Below are 20,263 nucleotides of genomic sequence, written 5' to 3'. Positions count from 1 at the left end.
TTTCCTCCATAATAATTAATCTTATTAAATTGAAGGAATAAATCAAGGCTGTGAATGCAATAAAATCCCCATGAAGTAGTTCGTTACATTTATCAATGTTATCGCTCGTTCTGATCCATTAGATGTCGAGCGGCAGCTTTCGTGTTCGTGACTTGTTCCAAGCGATCTTGCAGACCTGTTCTAGCACTTGCATGACGCTTTCGCGGTCGTAGACCGACACGTCTTCCAATGCCAAATAAATACGCTTGGCTTGATCTTCAACGCGAACGCTGCTATCCATGATCAGTTCGTCCAAGCCACATTCAAAAATGTCGGCCATGTCGGATAGCCTAGTGATCGACGGCTCTGCCGTCCCCTGCTCGTATCTTGCATAAGCTGCTGTTCCTATGCCAAGCCTTTGAGCGACCATGTCTTGGGTGTAGCCGGTCGCTTCCCGTCGCCTTTTGATCCTGGAACCAATCTGTTTCTTTAGCTTTTCGTGCTTTGCTTTTTGCTTCACGCTGTCATTAGTCATGATGATATTGTAGTAGTAGTTAAATTCATATGATTTTGACTGATAACACGGCAGAGTTCAAGGGAAAAGGAGCGCACTAGAGTGATGATCTAGTGTTGAGGTGCGAGTAAAGTGTGATTTTTTCGTTGCTTACCAATTTCAAACGCTTTGTTGAAATATAAGAAATTGAAAGTTGTCATTTTGTATTGAATCCTGCAAGATAAATTCCATGCTTATAAATGCTAACAAATAATGTTCTTGCTTCGGCAGACTTAGTGATAAATTTGCTGTGGTGCTCACCTACTATATAGTAATCTCCAATATCAAGATAGACCTCATCGCTGTCTATTGAAATACGGCATGTCTGTAATAGGTCAGGCTGTTGATCAATAATTGAGTCAGGTAGCTCCATATGAATAATTCCAGCATTCTTGTTTTTGTCCTGTTTGAATAAAATTGTTTTTGCAATGATGAATGGTTTATAGGGGAGGCCATTTTCCATTATGATGTTGAAAACCGTCTTGTTTCCATTATTGGCTTGTATTGCACTCATAGAATTCTCCTTTGTAGTGTAATACAAATTAATGAATTTTTAGAAAAAAACAAGAGGGTAAAATTTTTGAAAAGCTTTCTAAGCCGTGAATACGTGTTGCGATAGAAAAAAAGCACCCAAGAGGATGCTTTCATTTTATGCAAACAGGGCTTCAAGCCTACGCTTTTGCTTGTTCTTCAGGCAAGACATCAGCAACGGATAGTTATCCAAGATTGTCTTGGTCAGTTCGTCATGCAGCTTCGTGAAGTCGTCTGAACTCATGAATTCAATCACTGAACGTGGCGTTTTCGGCATACCACAGATCGTCATTCCCGCTTGAACCATGAAGTAGCTGTTGTAGCCAATCAGCAGTTCCTTGATACGCTCGTCATGATTGAAGCTCCACTTCTTGAAAACCTCGAGCAGAGCCTTTCCCTCATTGGTCTTGGCAAAGCTAAAAATCCTGTCATTCATTCCGTTGATGCAGTATTGAAGGCAGTTAATATTTTTCATATCCGCTCTCCTTATGCCGCAACCAGATAGGTCATTTCTTCATCCATGAGCTTATCGAGCTCCCCCACGATAGTTGCTTCATCCCCAAGCGCGGTGAAGATAAGCTCAAGCTGCGCTGCCTCGATGCGGGCCTTGGCCATCTCAAAAAACCGTGTGTCCTTCTCAAAGCCAATGGCATTCCTACCGTGCTTCTTTGCGATCACCAGGGTAGTTGCCGAACCTGCAAAAGTATCGAGCACCACGTCTCCAGGTTTACTGTGGTTCTTGATCAAGGGCTCAATCATCCAGGAGTACTTTTCGGTTGGATGCTTGGTGTCCTTCCTACCGATGGGACCCTCGTAGACCTGTGTCATTTCGGACTGCTTACCGAAGTTGAAGGTGTACTGTTTGCCTTTCGTAAACCACACGGCTTCTTCGATAGTAGACCTGTAATTCCAGCCAGTACTTGGGACAGGGTTTTTTTTCTTGAAGTAGATCTTGTTCTTGAAGTTCAAGTGGAAGTCACGCTCGATGTAGTGAGCAATCAATCCAGTATATTTACGGTCCAAGAAGAGGATAAGGGAGCCGTTGTCTTTGAGAACCCGGACGAACTCAGCAATGAAGGGCTTGAGCCATTCATAGTAGGCTTCAATGCACGGCCAGCTATCTTTGAAGTCGTGACCCCATGCGTCTTCGGTGGAAACGATTTTCCCACCTACCATTGTCAGCTTGTTCTTACTCGCAATGCCGTAAGGAGGATCAGTAAGTACCAGGTCAATGGACTGGTCTGCAACTGCTTTGATGCCAGCTTGGCCGTCGATGTTAAGAAGATAGTTTTGTTCGGTGATATTCATAGTTATTTCCTTTATTTTTTTTTATGTCATATGTTTTTCCCTCCTTCTAAGTGGCTAATGCGCTTAGTTGGCAGTTAGTGGGTTAATCGCTGTAGGTAATTTCTTACCTGTTTGTATGTCGTCGCTGTATGGTGAGTATTATGTTTTAGGGAGGAAATTTTGTACAGCCACTCAAAGGTAGTAACCTAACGTTTGACGTTTAGCTCATTCCTGATCTTTGATTTCTAGAATATTTCACACTATAGGTGAAGACCATGCATAAATTAATAATAAATTTACTTATTGAAATATGGAAAAATAATTTAATAAATATATTGACAATTTAATATATTCAATTAGATTGATTGATGAGCAAGAGACTCCCCAGGTTGTAAGGCTTACTAAGCAAACGGTTTATCCGTTTGCTTTTTTATTGGGCAATCGTCATTGAAGAATGGAATTTATTATCTTGCTTGATATCCCGGAGGAAGGTCGTAGCCTTCCTAACCCCAGCCTACAGCATCCAATATTAATGGTATAAATGCAATTTTTCTTGCCTTTTGTTTTTTGTCTTGTAAATTAATAAGATAAATATAAAAAAGGGGAGTAGACATGAAAAAGATGTGGATTTTATTCTTGGTAACGATGTTGCCAAGATTGGCGTTTGCAAGTGGCCCATTTGAGCCAGTTGCCGACGACATTAGTGTAAAGGTGCTAGGGCAGATATTTGGCTCACTAGTCTCTAGTGGCGGCAATGATGCGTTTGGCAGCGCCGTCTCAACATTTAATGGAGCAATCTTGCTCATTGGCGGCATCCTTGCTACCTACACGTTACTAGCGGGTACCTTGGGAACAGCGCATGATGGAGAGATGTTAGGCAAGAAGTTTTCCTCTGTCTGGATACCAATACGCTATTCGCTTGGGACTGCTCTGGTGCTACCAGTTTTGCCTGGAGGTTACTGCATGATGCAGCAAATGGTCATGTGGTTAGTGTTACAAGGTATTGGCTTGGCCGATCTTGTATGGGACTCATACATGCAAACCCCCGGTGTATCAGCCAATTTGAGTATCAATAAAAACACTGAAGACAAAGTGAAGTTACTAGCCGAAAATATTTTCATGGCTCAGGTCTGTGTTGAGTCTAATAAGAAAGCTGTCGGAGAGACTGATAGTGTGTTGACGATAAAAAGCCGATATAACTATGCTACGGTGTATGACGATAGCAATAGAACCTACAACTTTGGTGATCAAAAAGGTATCGCTTCAGGATGGTCAAAGAACGATTGTGGCGAAGTGACATTTGGGGAAAAGATTGAGAATTCATCTGTAGCAGATGGTCCGACTACAACAAACAGAGGATATTTGGGGCCATTAGATGACTTGTTCCAGCCAACTGATATTCAATTAATCAATAAAACACATGAGCTTGCAACAGCGGCAATGATTGTAGTGGCAGAAAAAGCAGCCCAGGAGCTTGTTAAGGAGGGAGACAACCTGGATGTTGAAGGTGCTGGGAAGTTTTATGCGAAAGCTGTAAAGGTAGCAACTATGGACTACATGGCTGCTGTGAAGACAGCGGCTAACGCGGTTGCTATGTTACCGAGTGACACTACAAAATCTGCTCATAAGTATGGTTGGTTCATGGCAGGTGCCTACTTCATGAACACCGTTGTGACCAATAACAAGATTACTAATGCTTTAGCTGCGGTGCCAGATAGCAAGTTTTCAAAGTCTGCATTTAATGATCAAGCTGAATCGCTGCAAGCTACTGGACTGAAGGTCATTGCTGCTGGAAACCCTGACTATGGTTCAGCAGCTAATGCAATTAATTCTAAGAAGGATAACCAAACTTCTAAAGCGACTCAAGAATTGGGATATAGTGGGCGCCTCATGAATGCACTTACTCGTGGCTTGACTTCTATTGATCTGTATAACTTGAAAAATGACACGAGACATCCAGTCATCGTTATCAACGAAATGGGTTCCAGACTTCAAGCGTTCTGGACAGGAATGATTCTTACACTCATTGGCGTAACTGGTGCTGCTGGTATTGCTTCACTATTTCCTTCAGCGTCTGCGATAGCTACAACGGTATCTAATGCATTATTTATCATAATAGGCTTCCTAGGTTTGCCAATCATGGCCTTGGCTGCTACTTCTTTTACAGCGAGCTACTTGATACCAATGTTGCCATTTATGATGTGGCTTGGCATTTTAGGTGGCTGGTTGATAGCTGTTGTAATTAGTATAATTGCCGCACCATTATGGGCAATTATGCACCTTCACCCAAACGGCGACGATTTGACTGGTAAAGGTGGAAATGGATATATGATGGTTCTTGGACTTCTGTTAAGACCTTGTTTGGCCATCTTCGGCTTCATAGCTGCGATTGTGATCTCTTCTGTAATGGGTGAATTCATCAATAAAGTCTTCTTCCAAGTATTCTCATTTAGCCAGGGTGACGGTAAAGGTCTGGGATTTTTCATAGGCATGATCGCTGGCACAGCTATCTATGTAGGTATTATGTTTTCATTTATTAAAAAAACATTTGGTTTGATGCATATTATTCCTGATGAGCTCATGAGATGGATCGGTGGTGGTGGTGATCAGCTTGGTCAATATGCAGGTAAGATGGGAGAAGGATCACAGGGAAGTCTTGCAGCAGTGGCATCCTTTACTGCTGGGCGTGGTCTTACTCAAAGTATGCAAAATGGTGCAAGACAGTTGGGTGACATTGGTAAGAATTTCAAAACAAAGAAAGACAATGAAGCTAATGAGGCGAAGAATAAGGATTTTCAAGGCTTGAAGAACAAAAAAGAATTTGACGGTCTTAAAGCTGGTATGGATAAATCTTTAGGTGGTGGCGGTGGTGATCAGGTAGCTTCCATGATGGGTATTACGGCTGACAATATTGATAGCTTTGAAAGCCAGGAGAAGATGCATCATTTGACCAATGCTGTCAATTCATTAGAGCCTCATGGAGAAGATGCAGGGGCTGCATTTCTTGGTGCTATGCAAACCTCAGCAGGTGAAGGATTTGCCTCTTACGGAGGCGCAAAGGAGGCTGTGAGTGAGATCTCTAAAGGAATCGTGACAAACTCGTTACTTGCTCACGCAAAGGAGCAGTTTGGTGACGGCGCCGGTGACTACATTCGTTCAGTGGCAAACAACGAGACTGGTGGGATAGACAATGGGAAAGCAGTGAAGGCTGTCAGTGATCTGAAGAAGGCTAAAGATGCTCTTGGCCCCCAATTCCAGGATGTGTTCAATCAAGCAGTCAGCAAAAATCCTAATGATGGCTCTGCAATGATTGCACATATGGCTAAAGCTTATGGAGCAGTAAATGTGGGAAAGAAGAAAGAGGTTGAGCCAGAGCCACTACCTATAGATAAAGGAATATAAAAAAAGCACCCTTCGGGGTGCTTTTTTATTATAGCTTGGGGCTCTCAACCCTTTTAGTCTTTGCATCGATGTATTCTTGATTGGCTCTGCTAACCAAATCATCAATTTTAGCATTGCCCCGTAACTCATTCATATAAGTTTTTACTAAATGCTCTAAGTTGACTCCTTTAATGCCTAATTTATTCATTTTCCTAATGAAAGAAATTTTTCTTCTTGATACTAGCAAGGTCGTAAATATCAATTCACAATCAATGCCACCGTCCTGCATGGTTTGAGCGACAAAATACTCATCGTCGCTTATTTCTGAAAGTCTTTCTTCAATAGAAGAAATGCAATCGTCAGAATTAAGTGCCATTAGATTTCTCCAAAAAATAATAAAATTAAACCAGATGTGCAATAGCAATTTCATATGTTCCTCTCCATTTTGGAACAACATATGAAATAAAAATGGTTAGTCAACTAAAAACACCATTCGGGGTGCTTTTACTTGGTCTTGAGGTTTAAGAGACTTTCAGCTTTCTTGATCTGTTCATCAAGGAAATTTTTACTGGCTTCTGAGTTAATAAGTTCCTTCCAAATTTGCTCAATGTGTTTCTTTTTTTCGGAAGATGAATGAGGAGACGTTGTTGCATGTGTTTCTTTTTTCATTAAATAGTCTTAGAGTTTTTGAGCTGTCTATTGTTAGAGCGTGCATCCTTAATCTCTTCAATTGCATCATCGATACTTATACGACCATTGCTAAGAATTTCTTCGATCCACTCTAATTCAGCAGGGCTCAAATCACTGTCCTTGATACCAATCTTTGTAAGTCGATCAATCAGAATTGATCTGCTGCGAATACGTGAAATTAAAGAAATTATACTGTATATATTTTCACCAACACTCAAATGAAAGATGATAATTTGTTCTTCAATATTTTTAAGAGGGGTAATGCCTCGTGCCTTCAGTTCTTTGCGGACTTGGTTGAAGGGGGTCATATAGCGAATCCTTAAGTAATAATATTTCCACCACTTCATATGCCGTCCTCCTGTTTAGGATCAACATATGAAATGAAAAGTTAAAGTCAACAGCGATGAGTGAAAAAAGCACCCGAGGGTGCTTTAGTGTACCATTTAAAAATTATGCTTTGCCGCTCTTCTTACGGGTTTCCAGGATTGCGGAGGCGTACTCGGCAAGCAGAGGGATTGTAGTGGAGTTGTTGCCATGCTCTGTGCGATTTTCAAGTACCGCATTTGCATTTTGGCTCGCCATTTGCCGAATATCTTCTGGGGTCTTACCTACTTCAATACCGATTTTGGTAGCTGTTTCATGATATGCACGTTGGGCGAGAATCCATTCAGCCAGCATCTGCTGTTGGATCTCATATGTTTTCTTGAAGTCACCACTCACGTCTGCGATTTCTTTCATAGGGCGAGAAAGCAGCTCTCTATGTACTTGTACTTCTTTCTTACTTTCACGAAGTTCAGCCTCAAGTCGCGTAACACGGAGACTCAGAACATCAGCCACCCTAGCTGCATTTTCATTCATACGAGCACTATGTTCAGCATCTGACGCCCGGCGTTCAGCGGCGTGTGACTTAGACTCATAAGAGCGGACCAAATCGTTCTTGCCAATGTTCTCAGCCAGGAGGCCATTAATCACTGAGGTTTGACGTGCGCTCATACTATTCTCCAATTGATGAGTCAACTATAACAGAGGGATTGATAAAATCAAGTGTTGTGCCCCACATCATGAAATATCTAAAATCATTTAGTTGACTGTTAGTAATCTTTGTTGGCGGTATTGATTAAATTTGACATTTCTCTATATTTTTTGAGATACATAGTGACAAGAATTAAAATAGATTCACGAGTAGTATATTGAAAATAATAAAGGGTAGATTGATTGGGCGTTGATTAGTGAGCTATTCAGGTAGGTATCTCATCTACTGGTACTTAACTATAGAAGAAGCAAATAAGAACGTAGTGAGAGTTGAAGTATTGCCTGTCGAGCTGCTGTCACCACGGCATGCAACCACCAGGCAGGACAGGGCAAAAACGCCACCAATCATTTTAAATTTACGCCCGATCATCTTCCGAAGTTGTTGAATTTGCATGCTCTAAGATTTCCCCATATGGGAAGCAAACTCCGTGGATGCAAATGTATCACATCGGTAGGGTTGCGTCATGTCTGCCAAGCCCAAGCCCCCAACTATATTGCCCGCCGAAGACGATCTGCGAGGCGTGGTGGCGTTCAACGTTCGTTTGCTGAGAGTAGGGAAAGGCTGGTCGCAAGAAAAGCTTGCATTGGAGTGTGGATTAGACCGCTCATATGTTTCAGCCGTGGAGCGTTCGCGCTGGAACGTTTCACTCTCTAACATTGAGGCGATTGCCAACTCTCTGGACGTACAGCCTTGGATTTTGCTCAAGCCGCCTAGTAGTGACGCGATCTAGTTCAAGACCTTAGCAGGGATTGAAAGCGGAGTGCTCAGGCTGTCTTCTTGAATGTTCTAGGAGGACACAGGCGAGTTGGTGTCTTTTTTCCCTAGCGTGATGTCATATTTGGTTAACGTTAACTTCTACCAATGATGTTACCAATGCTATGATCAGTGTGGGCACACAAGAGGCTTCCCCATCAAGACCACCTTGATGAATGAGAAAAGGAGAACAGAATGAAAACAAAAAAATCATTCTCCAAAATAGTATTAAAAGCCTTGCTTGTGCTTTTGATGTTATCCATATGCAGTAATGCATACTAAATAAGAAACTGGGGTGACTCTGTTAACGCAGGGTTGCCCCTTTTATTTTATACGAAGAAATTCATTGCCTGTCAACCCTGATTGACTTTCTTAATTGTTTTGTCAAAATAGAAGAACAATGAAAAGGAAAAATATGGGTGAAATATTAAAGACAATAACAGGTCAAGTATGTGGTAATGGTATTGTGACTAATGAAGGACAATTCTTGGTCTATGAATATGTTGAGATAAAGAATGATCAAGAGACAGTTAGGTTTGAAAGTGTTGCTATGAATAAAGAAATGGCGATTGCTATGAAGACTGGCAGAGCTTTCCAGTTCGCTGACTCAAAGAATTTCAATACTCATTTTAAGCATCAATTCCTTTGTGCTGTACAAGCTAAAAACGGCGATGTGGTATCAGATGACAGAGTCTTAAAAGGAGCATTCAAGGTAAGACGATTTCTTGCATTTCTATCTTTAATACCACCGGCTACTATACTAGCTCCATTTGTCTTCAAAAAGGCAGGAGAGATCAAAGCAGCTTCTGAAAAAGTGGGTGAATTTGATCCCATAGATAAGAACTTTTACAGAAACGTGAAGAAGAAAAAGATGTAAGGAAGAGAGTATTTATAACCGTTGTATGATCTCCTGGAAGAGTGTCGTAGCACTCTACACTTACGTGATCAATCATTGGGTAAGGTTATGAGCATCCACCTGGATGCTCATTGTCATGATGCTGCATGGTTTACCTCTCCCTGCTTTGTTTGCGCAGCAAATGAAGTAGGTGCTGCCAGCCGGGCCACTAAACTTTGATCATCTATAGCAGAAATAATTTCACGAAAATTTTTTGTTTCGCCAATTTTCCTTCACTTCTTTGCAGACTAGTCCTTCGGACAATCATTGTGCATGAAAAGCCCATTCGGGATCATGATTTTTGTTGTAAGTCCTTCGGAATCTCCTTTGCTTTAAACCACCCATACATGGGTATATATCTGATAGACACCGTATTGCATATTAGTTGTATTTTCCAACTAAGTAAAACATAGAATATGAATGAATAGTACTACAGCAGAAAAGATCTATTTGCGAGAGAAAATAAAAACCCCTGCACAGAAAAATATTACCAATTAAAAAGCTATTTTGGCTTTTGCCAATTTTTCTTTACTTCTTTGTAGACTCGCCCTTCGGACAATCATTGTGCATGAAAAGCCCATTCGGGATCATGATTTTTGTTGTAAGTCCTTCGGAACCTCCTTTGCTTTAAACCACCCATAAATGGGTATATATCTGATAGACACCATATTTGCATATTAGTTGTAATTCTCAACTAAGTAAAACATAGAATATGAATTAATAGCACTACAGCAAAAAAGATCTATTTGCGAGAGCAAATACAATCCCCGCGCCGAAGAATTTATGCCCATCTTCTATTTAGACCAACCTCTCTATCGATTTCTTTCCAATAGCTTGCAACCGTCCTGGGGGATACTTCGGCACGAAGAGCTACTGTTTTCTGTGTAAGTGGCATTCCTGCTGTCTTGAGTCCTATTGCGGCCTCTATAACAGCATCGCGAGTAGTTTTCTTAGCTGTTGTGTTGGAGTGAGCATATGCGGCCCCAGCAGCCTGCTTGGCCTTCAATGACATCTCTAGTGGCAATTTCATTACCCCACGGTTCTTTCCACCGTTTCCGATAGTCGCTTGATTTCTCCATGTCCAGGTGCCAACTGACTTGGAAACTGTTAGGGCTTCTTTTGCTGGAAGAACCCCATATTGGCAGTCTATGAAGGTTTTGTTGATAGACTGTGCCTTACAATCAACAACATGCTGAAAATCAATATAGGAATATGGTTTTTCAACTTCTTTGTAAGACCATTCCCGTAGGTTATCAAACAAAGATGTATTTCTACCTCCTAGCTCACCCTCAACCTTTCTTTTTTTCTTATGACCTGTTAAGTCTAGTCCCCACTCCTGAAAATCCTCTAGGTCATATTTAACGTCGTGATAAATCGTCTTCCAACAGTCATGCATAGGATTCTTGGCAAACTTGCCAAGGTATGCTGTATCGGCCTTTAAAACACTCGTTAAGGCAAGATCGGTATTTTCATAGTATTTCTGTGGCGCTCGCCTAGCGTTCTCAGTGTAATAGACAGGTGTTCTCAGTTCATAAAAATAATGGCAACGTGCATTGTAGGGGTTGATGACTATGTAGGTTGGTGGAGGTAGTCGTTTTTCTTCCCAAAGAAAAGCTGAACCAAGAATATCAGGGCTTCCGTTTGTTTGGTTAACGTCATCTATGTCAATGATTATGTATTTTTTATACAACTGATGAACTTCAATGTAACGATAAAGAAGAGCATTCTCTTTTTTTCTAAATCTTGTCCCGTACTCAAAATCGTTGGTGCTTCTAACTTTGGCTGGCAATGACTCAATAAAATTATTAAACATAAATATTCCTTTATTTTTTGCAAAATCCAGGAGTATTCTGAAATTCCTTATTGACATCTTAATCTAAATACGTTTTAATATCTAAATCAGGTCAAGCCGCCACAGCTTATAGAATTTTCCTGGATTTTAAATGCTCAAGTTTAGTCGCTTGGGCATTTTTCATTTGTAGAATAGTTTTACGAAATAATTCATTGAATGTCAAATAAGTCAATTAAATTTAGATTTAAGGAACTTTAGATTTAAGGAACTTGTGATCTACGGTCTATGCTTATCAATGACACGGTGGACTCCTTGTGAAAGCAGCTAAGGTAAAAAATTAAATGAGTGATGAATATCACTGCTATGTAGCTGGATACTCTGCCGAAGATGCCCCATACAGTGAAGCTAACGGTCATTCAAAGGAAAGCGGCATTATGAGATCTGTAACTAACAGCAGAGAAAAAAACCAATAACGAACCGTAAGTGCCTGTGGGTGCTTTTTTTCGTCTGCTTGGTGTCCTGGAAGAGTGTCGTAGCACTCTACACTTACGTGATCAATCATTGGCTAAAATTATGAGCATCCTGGTGGGTGCTCATCGTCATTTTGCTGCATGGTTTACCTCTCCCTGCTTTGTTTGCGCAGCAAATGAAGTAGGTGCTCCCAGCCGGGCCACTGACTTCAATGAACCACAATTAACTTAATGCTATATCTTGGCTATCGAAACAGGACAAGCCTAGTTGATATGATTAATAACGGAGGAAACGTTCATTAGGGGCTATACGTGCAATACAGGTGTATTTTTTTGTATATTGTTAACTAGGAGCACCTATGCGATAAAAGCCTTTTAAATACGATTTAAACCTACTATTCGTCTACCCTACGGCGTTGAGCAATGGGTTTTGTCAATAATTATTTGGAAAATCTTTCTCGGGCTTCCTTATCAGTCAATGGCTGAATCTTTCCATCAATAGTAAGTGAGAAAAATCCAGAATTTCCTGGCTTGTAATAGAAATCTTTACGTAGCACTATCTCCATGTGTTGGTAAAAATAGATACCAGGGGTCTTTAGATTGATTTTGTAATAGGTTTTATTTTGCAAGCTTTCACACCTGCCTTTATTTTGTCGGCTATTGATGTCTTCCCATTTTGTAATCTCAATACAATTAGGAGCGTGATTGGGAATAAATGCCCCCTGAGTTTGTGTGAAAATCTTAAACGGCAGGTTGGTTCCAGGGTATTTTGCTTTAGACTTCTTTCCTGATCCTTTAAGAAGTTTGTTTGCTGCTGCTTCTAGCTTTCTTCTTTCTGCAATATTCATATAAATCCTTAATATCTTATTTATATATGAAATTTATGAAATTTAAAGGATTTTGTCAAGTTTTTGCGCTTTCCAATTTTATTCTATTTCATAGAACCTCTACGAGAATGTTCTTTGCTTGACTGAGTCATCATCATCTTTGCTTGGATGATGATTAATTAATATGTTTATAGATAGTACATTGCTTTACCTTGTTTCTTAAGAAACTGCGGCAAAGCCTTATCCCTTGCAAACTGGAAAATTCTCAACAAATTTGAGTTCCAGAGCAATATTGCTCGTCCCGAGTTTATTCAATTAAACTGCGGCCCGTGAGGTTGTTAGCAACCTTTCCGAATCCTGGTTTCTTTCTACCAATCTAACGGTAGGGTGCAGGGTATCCAGGACCTTCCTTTTAAAGAAGTAAGCCTAAACCTATATTTGCTCGCACCATCCAACATCTGGCTTGTGGCAGATCGGTACGAATAATCTGCCGTCAGTAGCTTTGAAAGAAGCTCCACTATCTGCATAGTGGCACTTGTGCTATTGGACTCGTTTCATTTGGCTAATTTAGTAGATTCTCACCTTCTACTGTTCGGACTTATCTTATGCCGTATCGCTGTAATTGTTTCGCCAAATTACTTTACTTTTATGAGTCATGCTCTTTTCGTCACACAAATGACTAACTGAATACTTCCAGAATATTGAAATTGCTTGTTGGGTGGATCACAGGATACTTCCTGGTTGCCAATTAGTTCCCAATCACTCAAGTTCTGCATTTGTTCTTCGCTCTGTAGCGCAATGAACAACAAGCTTTCTCAAAATTCTGTATTCTTCCTAGATTGAACGACGCTGAGTAAGGGGTCTTTTTAATCGCTTGATCACTCTCGCTGCCCAATGACATATAACACTTCAATCTATCTTTCTGGGCAAAAAAAATGCCCTTGATTTTTTACCAAGAGCAACTCATAAAATTAATTGTTGACAAATTTATATTAATATACTATTATCAAATTGTTCTTGGTAGTACACTTATATTGTAAATTTTTAATTTGTCAAGAGGTGTACTGTTAGAAACCGGGTGGTGCCGAATCTAACAAAATAAAAGGCTAGTCTTAACTGACTGGCCTTTTATTTTTTATTCGTTTTTTATCAATTTAAAAATACCCAGCAGTACAGCTTCTGGTCAGCCGTCTTATATTCTTGAAGGAAAAAAAGCACCCGTAGGTGCTTTTCGCATTTTTACCTAGTGACTTGGAGATACCTAAGCCAAGGGAAACGTTGCCCCTGAATCACTTAATCAGGAACTGATTCTTGTCTTTGCCATCGAGCCACCGTGGAGGACGTCCACGACCTGTCCAGGTTTCGCCAGTGGCATCATCGCGATACTTTACAGCGACTGACTTGGGAGCTTTGACAGGCTTCGTTTTGGTATCTTTCAGGTCTTCAATGCTCAGATCATATGTCTTCATGATAGAGGCGATTTCTGCCTTGGCGCCTGCAATTTCGTCCTTGCGTGCAGCTTCGGCAAGTTGTTGCAGTTCAGCGATTTTCGCTTGGTATTCCTGATAAGTAGGCATAAGTTCCTTCAATGGTTTGACGATAGATAGCACTTTACACGATTTTTTGTAAATTCCCCAAACCTAACAATAAGAATCATTAATGCATCTCCACGTCGGATGGTCTTTCACTATATGCATGTTTGCCAGAAGAGTGGCGAAGCACTCTCACTGACGTGATCAGGTGCAGAAGAGGAAAAAAGGAACTAGGGGAGTTTTTCGTTTAAATCAACATTCTTATTATCGTCTTCTTCCTGTTCCATAGCTACCAGGTAGCATGAGCCGTGAGTCCATTAGATCTTGGCTGACTTTACGCTTTTCGTCGTATACATTAGCTCGTTTAGGGGCCGAGCTCTTAACGGCAATTGGCTTGGCCGTAGACTGATTTGTAGGTTTAGCTATGGGTTGCTTTGTTGCCTGTATTACTTGCTCAAGAGTGGCGTGTTTTAGCTTACGAGGCTTAGTGTCGGTTAAGGTAAAGTTAAGCTTTGGCTTAAGGTCTGAGATGAAGTCTCGTTCATACGGTGAACCATCGAATAAGAAGAAAATATTGTTTAGGAATGTCAGGTCCTTGAACTTCAATGCATGGTCTGCCGCCATCTGTAGAGCGAGCTTGTAGATACCTGACTGACATAGCTTTTTGAGATCGATCAGGGGGCCGATTTTTGGATTAGCCAACGTGTTTATGAATTTCTTCAGTTCTGCAATCTGCTTTTCATCCATGCTCTGCTTTCACTTTTGATCCAGTGCTAAAAACGGAAGGAGACCTTGGCACTCAGTGCTGAGTCGAATTTACCGCTTAAGTGTCAAAGTTGTTGTTCCTTGCTGAGATACCTTGGTCGTCTTGAATCCAGCCCTTTTTAATATATTCATCATAGCAACTGACTGCGGATAGCAGCGTGCGTATATTTCTTTAGCTTTGGTCATACTTGGAATGTCATTGACAAGTTGCTTCCCAATACCAGTTCCTCTGACGTTAGGCAGTATGGATACCAGGTGAATTTCCATCTTTTGGTGCCATGAACCAGGCATGTCCTCTAACAGCAGGACAAACCCAACACGTTCTTCCCCTTGTTCGATAAGTAGCATCTTTGCCCCGGTTCCATGACGTGGATTGCCAGGTTCAAATGGGTAAGGCATGTCGTTCACCGCGCAAGCCATCTGGTATCTGAGTCCTTCCTGTATATCCGGGTCTGATGTGCCGAACACGTCTGAAAAATGACCATCTTGCGCCTCTGCGGTACAACGACCAATGATGAAATCAAATTCCCCTACAGTGGCAATTTCTCGATATTTTAGACGATGTTTGGCTTTGCTAAATATTTTTCTGAACATTTGATTATATTATTTTGACTAAATTTATCAGATATTTTTAGGAGGTATTGTTGACATTAACTCCTATCGATGTATAAATATTCATATCAATAGGAGGTAAAAATGAAAAAATATGAACCAACTTATCTAGACATGCTTGTTCTTTGTGGTGTCGTCTTGTTGGTCGTCGGCTGTGGTTGGGTGTTTTTTAGCTGGTTTTAACCACATTAAAATTATCGCGATTGCCCAGAGAACCAATCCTAACCAGCCAAAATCTGTAAGTAGATTTATACTTGGTGATGTTGATTTTTTATAGTTAAAAAATAATATCATTATGTTGGCAACGGTGATAATTGAACCGATTGCAACCAGTTGAGAAAATAATTCATCGACGACGTAGCTCATCATATCTCTATCTGGATTGATCGAATTTTTGTCTAACACCAACTGGACTAGCTTTGTCACAAGCAATAGCAAACCACCACCAAGAACGATCCCCCAAAATAATCTACTATCGAAATAATTAACTATTTTAAGAAATTCGTCATGATTTAAAGTTGGATTTTTTTCTGGTTCTAAAGATTTGTAAAAGTAAGCGATTATTGGGAATATTAACGATACGCAAGCCCATAAGCAGACACTCGTTAATATCTTAGCTGGCGTGGACGGGATGTTCTTTTCTAGTTTCATTTTATTTTATTTTTCATCAAGAAAAAAGCACCCGAAGGTGCTCTTGCTTTTTACTGCCCTATGAGCCTTAGACTGCTTTGAATTCGGCTTCAGTGATTTCACCCAACTGGTCCTTGTTAGGAACCTTGCCTTCACGGCTTGCCAACTTCTTCAGGAAGTTGATTTTGGCCTTTTTTTCGGCAGGAGTAACCAGCCATGCATCAACAGACTTACCAGCCTTGTAACTTGCAAAAGCACCTTCAGCTTCCAGGAACTTTGGAGGGTGGGCCAGCCACACACCAGTCTCTTCGCCCTTGGTGGATTTAAGCGGCTTTGTCATGACGCGAGTGCCAGCGGCTTTGTTTGATGCGTTGGCTGTAGAAGCACGTGCGACAGGCGCGGCATGAAGACCGAGTTCAGAAGCAGTGAAGTTAAACAGCTCGATTTGCTCCAGGACACTTGCCAAGGCAGCAGGACGTTCGGACTGCAACTGAGCGGCTACCATGTCTTCAAATTCTTTGCGTTTTGCAAGGATGTCAGCCAACGAGAGTTTTTTTGCTTCTGCCATGAATTTCTCCAGTAAATGCGTTAGATAGTTAGACTGTAGTAGCTTGAAAGGTTCAACAAGACACTACATTGCCGTTTTGCTTGTTGATGGTGGTACTTTATGACGGATAAAACGCGACGTCAACTATCTTCTTGGTTTTTGTGATCTTTCTCCGCCAGATTAAATATATGGTATCTATTAAGATGCCTGCGTCATAAGACGAGTCAAGAAAGCCAATAGAGTTTGTTTATTTTTAAAGTCTTCAAATTTTATATCTTTGAGTCCTTCGCCAATTTTTGTGAATTTATTGAAGACTTGTTTTAATAAATCTTTTTCATCCAGTGAATGTTCATTTTCATGCATCCACTTGACTGCGGCTAACATAGCAAAGGTGATAACTGCTGCGATGCCTGCTGCTGCAAAATCCAAAACCAGGGTCGGCGGTAAGAACGACTTTGCCCACAGAAACGCCGTAGTACCGATTGATTGTCCTGCAAAGGTAGGCAGTAGGGCCAGAGCAGAGGATTTACTAAGTGCTTCGCCTTTATACAGATAATTGAGGGCTGTTATCGATGCTATTTGAGTCGCCGTGATATAAGCCGCACTGCCAGGAATGAAAGCCTCAGCGGAGACGGCAGCGATTGCAGAACTAATGATTCCAAGTGCGTAGCCTTCTTTGTTCTTAAGGTGTCTTGCGAGAAGTATGTCTTTTTTATGTGTTTTGAGAAAAGAAAATATTTCTTCTTTCACTTCTTCAACCCCCCTTAAATCCATGGCGGCAGATTTGCGCATTTTTGGATCAAAGCCTTTGGTACATGTTCCCCAAATCTTATCAACACCTAATACTACTTTCCATTGATTGACAACGCCTTCATACGCTTCTTCTTCAAGATCATCCCACTCGTCAATTTTGTTGAGTACAACAATCGTTTTTTTTGCGCTTCTTTGAAGATCTTCAAAATTTGATTTTTGTGTGGCATCAGCGGAGCCTGTGACGACAAATATTCCCAAATCAATAGATGTCAAAAAACCTTTAGTTTCTTCACTATTTTCTTTTCTGACGTCATCCAAACCAGGACAGTCAATGATAAGTACTTGATCATCGAGCTTATAAGGTGTGACTTTTGTAGTCACCCCTGAGTGAGCGCCTACAATAGCTATTGGGTCTGTACGAGTGCAGCCAAGGATGGCATTAAGAAGGGAGCTTTTACCTGCACTAACTTTCCCAACAAGTGCAATATTGACATGCTGGTCAAAGTTTGGCGATTTTTCACTATATGCTTTATCAAAAGTTTTTTCAAAATCTTTTTTTGAGTCTTCTGCATTCATAAATTATGGCGGTACTTATTTGAGTTGGTTAAGTGATGGAAGTGATGTGCTCACCTCCTGTGGGGGAAGCTACTGTAAAGCTTATCACTAATTCTTTCCTGATGGAAATTTTTGCTGTGCCTATCAGAAAACCGGGCAAGGCTGTGGTTCAGTGCTCAAGGATTTGAGTAGGTGGAACGGTTATGGGAAGATTCTTAAATTTAGACGTTGTGGTTGGCGCATACATTAAGTGTCCATCTCGAAAAACCACCTCTATGTATGAACTTAGTTCCTGTCGCCGTAGTATGCATTCGTCATGGTTGATGAGCTATGACCAGCCAACATCATGATTTCGTCCTCAGACAGTGCCTGACCAGATCGCAGCTTGGCAAACAGTGCAGCCAAGCGATCAGGCATTGCTTGAATTGTGGTTTCAACCGTTTGAGGTGACACTCCCATCTCCTTGGCAATCTGGAAGTTGTTCAACCGTTTTTGGCGAATGAGCTTGGTCAGGGCTGTCCTTCGTGTGTCATGAAAATGAAGCCGTGTCGCGGCATCGTCATAAAGACCAAGCGCTTTCAACGCATCAACCCAGTATTGACGGAAATTCCAGGGTGTCAGTTTGAAGATGGGACCTCTGGCAATGCGATTAGATTTCAGCCATTGCCTGAATTCGTCGTCGTCGGGGATCATGATGTCCCTTGGTTTGCCATTCTTGGTTTTTGGCAAGTGGATGGACCAAAGATCTAAATTCACGTTTTCCCATTGAGCATTGAGCACTTCGCTTTTTCGTGCGCCAGACTCAAGGCAGGAAATGAAGAGGTAGTAGGGCTCTTGGTTGGCTTTGAGCTTCAGCCACTCAGCAATCTGTACTGCCTCATCATCGGACAGAACCCGTTTTCGTCCAAGAAAAGGCTTGGGCTTTTCGCCCTTGGGAAGCATCTTTACTGGGTTCATCAACCCGTTTGGGAACTGTTCAGGATAGAGCTTATAGACCTTTTCAAACGCCGAACTGATCGTGGAGATTTCACGAAGAATGGTGTTGTCCTTGATTCCTGCCTTCCTTCTTGAGTCCATGTAGGCAATGAGCAGCCAGAAGTTGACGGTGTCGATTTTGAAGCTGCCGAACTCAATGAAGTCCTTGTCGTAAGTTCGGCCCAGCATTGCATCGACAATCGTATTCTTGTAGCGATAATTATCAAGCTTTGCCCCAAGGTCGTTGATGTACACTGGAATAGCTGGAATCGCTTGAAGGCAACGGTTATGGTTGCTCTTGAGTGAAGAGGCGGCGTGCTTGCTCATGTATTGTTCGAAGTAGTCCCTCAGAAGCCGTCGCATGTCAGGCATCTCAAGTTGATACTTCATGTCAAAAATGAGATTTTGAGGAACCCCAGTGTTGATACGGTGAAGTTCCTGAGTTTCCCAGGACCGCGCCACGGCCTCGTCCTCAAAGAGCTTGGAGATGTTTTCACCGCCTTTGCGGATCTGGACTCGCCAGCGCGTGACACTGACTTTGCGGCCAGTTTCCTTGTTCAAAACCTTGTATTTGATCGGGTACACCGACATGTTAAACTCCCTATTCGCACAATGATTTTCCGTGGTGCATTTAATTGTGCATGAAAACCTATGTTTTGTGCAATATCACGGTCTATTGCAGATATAACTCACTGATTTTTAACGAGTCCAAATAAGTGTATCGCGCTTCAACAAGTCGCAGCAGGACGCCTTGCTGCCCTTCGTCGAATCGGGCCTGGTGACGTTCATCGGTGCAACGACGGAAAACCCCAGCTTCGAAGTCAATTCGGCGCTGCTGTCGCGCGCGCAAGTGTATGTGTTGAAATCGCTCAACGAAGACGAGATGAAGCTGCTGCTGGCCAAGGCGCAATCGACGGCCCTGACGCACCTGACGTTTGACGAGGCGGCCGCCGACACCCTGATCGGCTACGCGGACGGCGATGCGCGGCGTTTCCTGAATTTGCTGGAACAGGCCGAGACGGCCGCCAGCTCGACGGGCACGACGACCATCGACGCAGCCTTCGTTGACAATGCGCTGACCCTCAATTCGCGCCGCTTCGACAAGGGCGGCGACAATTTCTATGACCAGATTTCCGCGTTGCATAAATCCGTGCGCGGCTCGAACCCGGATGCGGCCCTGTACTGGTTTTGCCGCATGATCGATGGCGGCGCCGACCCGCGCTACCTGTCGCGGCGCATCGTGCGCATGGCCTGGGAAGACATCGGCCTGGCCGACCCGCGCGCCTTGACCATGGCCAACGACGCGGCGGCAACCTATGAACGCCTCGGTTCGCCCGAAGGCGAGCTGGCCCTGGGTCAGGCCGTGATTTATCTGGCCATCGCCGCGAAAAGCAATGCCGGCTACAACGCGTTCAACACGGCCATGGCGTTTGTGAAGAAGGATAAATCGAAGGAAGTGCCCGTGCACTTGCGCAATGCGCCGACCAAGCTGATGAAGGAACTCGGTTACGGCCACGCCTACCGCTACGCGCACGACGAACCCGATGCGTATGCGGCCGGCGAAACCTATTTCCCGGACGGTATGGCCGAGCCGGGCTGGTACCAGCCCGTGCCGCGCGGCCTGGAAAGCAAAATTGCCGATAAATTGGCGTGGTTGCGCGAGCTGGACAGGAAAGCAGGAAAACCGGCCGGCAAGGGCTGAA

General features: G+C 42.4%; 20 protein-coding genes and 1 pseudogene. 4 read left to right on the top strand and 17 right to left on the bottom strand.

All coding sequences use genetic code 11. The annotated features are described in order from the left end of the window. Positions 1–118: 118 nt before the first annotated feature. From ACP7DW_RS25490 to ACP7DW_RS25475, 4 genes are all read right to left on the bottom strand, one after another. Entirely contained in the window at positions 119–514 is a 396-nt protein-coding gene (locus ACP7DW_RS25490) for a helix-turn-helix domain-containing protein (protein ID WP_426057287.1), read from the bottom strand. Between the two features lie 175 nt (positions 515–689). Continuing rightward, a complete protein-coding gene (locus ACP7DW_RS25485) occupies positions 690–1,046 on the bottom strand; it encodes a hypothetical protein (RefSeq protein ID WP_426057286.1) in 357 nt (118 codons plus the stop codon). A gap of 135 nt (positions 1,047–1,181) precedes the next feature. After that, complete coding sequence (locus tag ACP7DW_RS25480) at positions 1,182–1,538, bottom strand: hypothetical protein (RefSeq protein ID WP_426057285.1); 357 nt, start codon at positions 1,536–1,538, stop codon at positions 1,182–1,184. Positions 1,539–1,549: 11 nt separating this feature from the next. Continuing rightward, positions 1,550–2,371: a DNA-methyltransferase gene (locus ACP7DW_RS25475; protein ID WP_426057284.1), complete on the bottom strand. Its 822-nt coding sequence runs from the start codon at positions 2,369–2,371 to the stop codon at positions 1,550–1,552. Between the two features lie 591 nt (positions 2,372–2,962). Between ACP7DW_RS25475 and ACP7DW_RS25470 the strand changes: the two genes are divergently transcribed. Next, a complete protein-coding gene (locus ACP7DW_RS25470; protein ID WP_426057283.1) occupies positions 2,963–5,752 on the top strand; it encodes a DotA/TraY family protein in 2,790 nt (929 codons plus the stop codon). A 28-nt stretch (positions 5,753–5,780) separates the two neighbouring features. Here ACP7DW_RS25470 and ACP7DW_RS25465 read toward each other — a convergent pair whose 3' ends face one another. The 4 genes from ACP7DW_RS25465 to ACP7DW_RS25450 all read right to left on the bottom strand — a co-directional run bounded on the left by ACP7DW_RS25465 (position 5,781) and on the right by ACP7DW_RS25450 (position 7,414). After that, a complete protein-coding gene (locus tag ACP7DW_RS25465) occupies positions 5,781–6,161 on the bottom strand; it encodes a hypothetical protein (protein ID WP_426057282.1) in 381 nt (126 codons plus the stop codon). A 74-nt stretch (positions 6,162–6,235) separates the two neighbouring features. After that, positions 6,236–6,400, bottom strand: coding sequence for a hypothetical protein (locus ACP7DW_RS25460; protein WP_426085240.1), 165 nt, complete (start codon positions 6,398–6,400; stop codon positions 6,236–6,238). After that, positions 6,400–6,729: a hypothetical protein gene (locus ACP7DW_RS25455; protein WP_426057281.1), complete on the bottom strand. Its 330-nt coding sequence runs from the start codon at positions 6,727–6,729 to the stop codon at positions 6,400–6,402. Before ACP7DW_RS25455 ends, ACP7DW_RS25460 begins: the two co-directional genes overlap by 1 nt. 142 nt (positions 6,730–6,871) lie before the next feature. Then, positions 6,872–7,414 (bottom strand): hypothetical protein, encoded by a 543-nt coding sequence (locus ACP7DW_RS25450; protein ID WP_426057280.1) that lies wholly within the window; start codon positions 7,412–7,414, stop codon positions 6,872–6,874. A gap of 503 nt (positions 7,415–7,917) precedes the next feature. Here ACP7DW_RS25450 and ACP7DW_RS25445 point away from each other — a divergent pair. Further along, entirely contained in the window at positions 7,918–8,184 is a 267-nt protein-coding gene (locus ACP7DW_RS25445; RefSeq protein ID WP_426057279.1) for a helix-turn-helix domain-containing protein, read from the top strand. A 438-nt stretch (positions 8,185–8,622) separates the two neighbouring features. Beyond that, entirely contained in the window at positions 8,623–9,084 is a 462-nt protein-coding gene (locus ACP7DW_RS25440; protein WP_426057278.1) for a hypothetical protein, read from the top strand. Positions 9,085–9,883: 799 nt separating this feature from the next. Here the strand turns inward: ACP7DW_RS25440 and ACP7DW_RS25435 are convergent. The 9 genes from ACP7DW_RS25435 to ACP7DW_RS25395 all read right to left on the bottom strand — a co-directional run bounded on the left by ACP7DW_RS25435 (position 9,884) and on the right by ACP7DW_RS25395 (position 19,151). Further along, positions 9,884–10,915, bottom strand: coding sequence for a replication initiation protein (locus ACP7DW_RS25435; protein WP_426057277.1), 1,032 nt, complete (start codon positions 10,913–10,915; stop codon positions 9,884–9,886). A gap of 889 nt (positions 10,916–11,804) precedes the next feature. Then, positions 11,805–12,212, bottom strand: a complete 408-nt coding sequence (locus tag ACP7DW_RS25430) for a hypothetical protein (RefSeq protein ID WP_426057276.1) — start codon at positions 12,210–12,212, stop codon at positions 11,805–11,807. Positions 12,213–13,480: 1,268 nt separating this feature from the next. Continuing rightward, positions 13,481–13,768, bottom strand: a complete 288-nt coding sequence (locus ACP7DW_RS25425) for an H-NS family nucleoid-associated regulatory protein (protein WP_426057275.1) — start codon at positions 13,766–13,768, stop codon at positions 13,481–13,483. A gap of 219 nt (positions 13,769–13,987) precedes the next feature. Then, the gene (locus tag ACP7DW_RS25420) at positions 13,988–14,470 is read right to left on the bottom strand and encodes a hypothetical protein (protein ID WP_426057274.1); all 483 of its coding nucleotides are present in this window, start codon (positions 14,468–14,470) and stop codon (positions 13,988–13,990) included. Positions 14,471–14,539: 69 nt separating this feature from the next. Continuing rightward, on the bottom strand, positions 14,540–15,082 hold the full coding sequence (locus ACP7DW_RS25415) for a GNAT family N-acetyltransferase (RefSeq protein ID WP_426057273.1): 543 nt from the start codon (positions 15,080–15,082) through the stop codon (positions 14,540–14,542). Positions 15,083–15,208: 126 nt separating this feature from the next. Next, positions 15,209–15,751 (bottom strand): hypothetical protein, encoded by a 543-nt coding sequence (locus ACP7DW_RS25410; RefSeq protein ID WP_426057272.1) that lies wholly within the window; start codon positions 15,749–15,751, stop codon positions 15,209–15,211. A 67-nt stretch (positions 15,752–15,818) separates the two neighbouring features. After that, positions 15,819–16,298 carry a hypothetical protein gene (locus ACP7DW_RS25405; RefSeq protein ID WP_426057271.1) on the bottom strand — a complete coding sequence of 160 codons (480 nt, stop codon included), beginning with the start codon at positions 16,296–16,298 and terminating at the stop codon, positions 15,819–15,821. Positions 16,299–16,475: 177 nt separating this feature from the next. Then, on the bottom strand, positions 16,476–17,606 hold the full coding sequence (locus ACP7DW_RS25400) for a GTPase (RefSeq protein WP_426057270.1): 1,131 nt from the start codon (positions 17,604–17,606) through the stop codon (positions 16,476–16,478). Between the two features lie 264 nt (positions 17,607–17,870). Further along, a complete protein-coding gene (locus ACP7DW_RS25395; protein WP_426057269.1) occupies positions 17,871–19,151 on the bottom strand; it encodes a tyrosine-type recombinase/integrase in 1,281 nt (426 codons plus the stop codon). A 127-nt stretch (positions 19,152–19,278) separates the two neighbouring features. Between ACP7DW_RS25395 and ACP7DW_RS25390 the strand changes: the two are divergent. Continuing rightward, positions 19,279–20,262: pseudogene (locus tag ACP7DW_RS25390) on the top strand (replication-associated recombination protein A); the annotation flags it as partial. Position 20,263: the final 1 nt, after the last annotated feature.

The sequence above is a fragment of the Janthinobacterium sp. PSRC1-1 genome, assembly GCF_049897525.1.
GTDB classification, from domain to species: domain Bacteria; phylum Pseudomonadota; class Gammaproteobacteria; order Burkholderiales; family Burkholderiaceae_D; genus Janthinobacterium; species Janthinobacterium tructae.
The sequence above is the reverse complement of the archived record's forward strand: the minus strand, read 5'-3'. Positions and strand labels throughout refer to the sequence as shown.

Excerpts from the sequence above, each read along its gene's own strand:
- ACP7DW_RS25440 (WP_426057278.1), top strand. The coding sequence starts at position 8,623 with ATGGGTGAAATATTAAAGACAATAACAGGTCAAGTATGTGGTAATGGT.
- ACP7DW_RS25395 (WP_426057269.1), bottom strand. The coding sequence starts at position 19,151 with ATGTCGGTGTACCCGATCAAATACAAGGTTTTGAACAAGGAAACTGGC.
- ACP7DW_RS25400 (WP_426057270.1), bottom strand. The coding sequence starts at position 17,606 with ATGAATGCAGAAGACTCAAAAAAAGATTTTGAAAAAACTTTTGATAAA.
- ACP7DW_RS25415 (WP_426057273.1), bottom strand. The coding sequence starts at position 15,082 with ATGTTCAGAAAAATATTTAGCAAAGCCAAACATCGTCTAAAATATCGA.
- ACP7DW_RS25405 (WP_426057271.1), bottom strand. The coding sequence starts at position 16,298 with ATGGCAGAAGCAAAAAAACTCTCGTTGGCTGACATCCTTGCAAAACGC.
- ACP7DW_RS25430 (WP_426057276.1), bottom strand. The coding sequence starts at position 12,212 with ATGAATATTGCAGAAAGAAGAAAGCTAGAAGCAGCAGCAAACAAACTT.
- ACP7DW_RS25455 (WP_426057281.1), bottom strand. The coding sequence starts at position 6,729 with ATGACCCCCTTCAACCAAGTCCGCAAAGAACTGAAGGCACGAGGCATT.
- ACP7DW_RS25450 (WP_426057280.1), bottom strand. The coding sequence starts at position 7,414 with ATGAGCGCACGTCAAACCTCAGTGATTAATGGCCTCCTGGCTGAGAAC.
- ACP7DW_RS25410 (WP_426057272.1), bottom strand. The coding sequence starts at position 15,751 with ATGAAACTAGAAAAGAACATCCCGTCCACGCCAGCTAAGATATTAACG.
- ACP7DW_RS25465 (WP_426057282.1), bottom strand. The coding sequence starts at position 6,161 with ATGAAATTGCTATTGCACATCTGGTTTAATTTTATTATTTTTTGGAGA.
- ACP7DW_RS25435 (WP_426057277.1), bottom strand. The coding sequence starts at position 10,915 with ATGTTTAATAATTTTATTGAGTCATTGCCAGCCAAAGTTAGAAGCACC.
- ACP7DW_RS25460 (WP_426085240.1), bottom strand. The coding sequence starts at position 6,400 with ATGAAAAAAGAAACACATGCAACAACGTCTCCTCATTCATCTTCCGAA.
- ACP7DW_RS25420 (WP_426057274.1), bottom strand. The coding sequence starts at position 14,470 with ATGGATGAAAAGCAGATTGCAGAACTGAAGAAATTCATAAACACGTTG.
- ACP7DW_RS25475 (WP_426057284.1), bottom strand. The coding sequence starts at position 2,371 with ATGAATATCACCGAACAAAACTATCTTCTTAACATCGACGGCCAAGCT.
- ACP7DW_RS25425 (WP_426057275.1), bottom strand. The coding sequence starts at position 13,768 with ATGCCTACTTATCAGGAATACCAAGCGAAAATCGCTGAACTGCAACAA.
- ACP7DW_RS25470 (WP_426057283.1), top strand. The coding sequence starts at position 2,963 with ATGAAAAAGATGTGGATTTTATTCTTGGTAACGATGTTGCCAAGATTG.
- ACP7DW_RS25485 (WP_426057286.1), bottom strand. The coding sequence starts at position 1,046 with ATGAGTGCAATACAAGCCAATAATGGAAACAAGACGGTTTTCAACATC.
- ACP7DW_RS25490 (WP_426057287.1), bottom strand. The coding sequence starts at position 514 with ATGACTAATGACAGCGTGAAGCAAAAAGCAAAGCACGAAAAGCTAAAG.
- ACP7DW_RS25445 (WP_426057279.1), top strand. The coding sequence starts at position 7,918 with ATGTCTGCCAAGCCCAAGCCCCCAACTATATTGCCCGCCGAAGACGAT.
- ACP7DW_RS25480 (WP_426057285.1), bottom strand. The coding sequence starts at position 1,538 with ATGAAAAATATTAACTGCCTTCAATACTGCATCAACGGAATGAATGAC.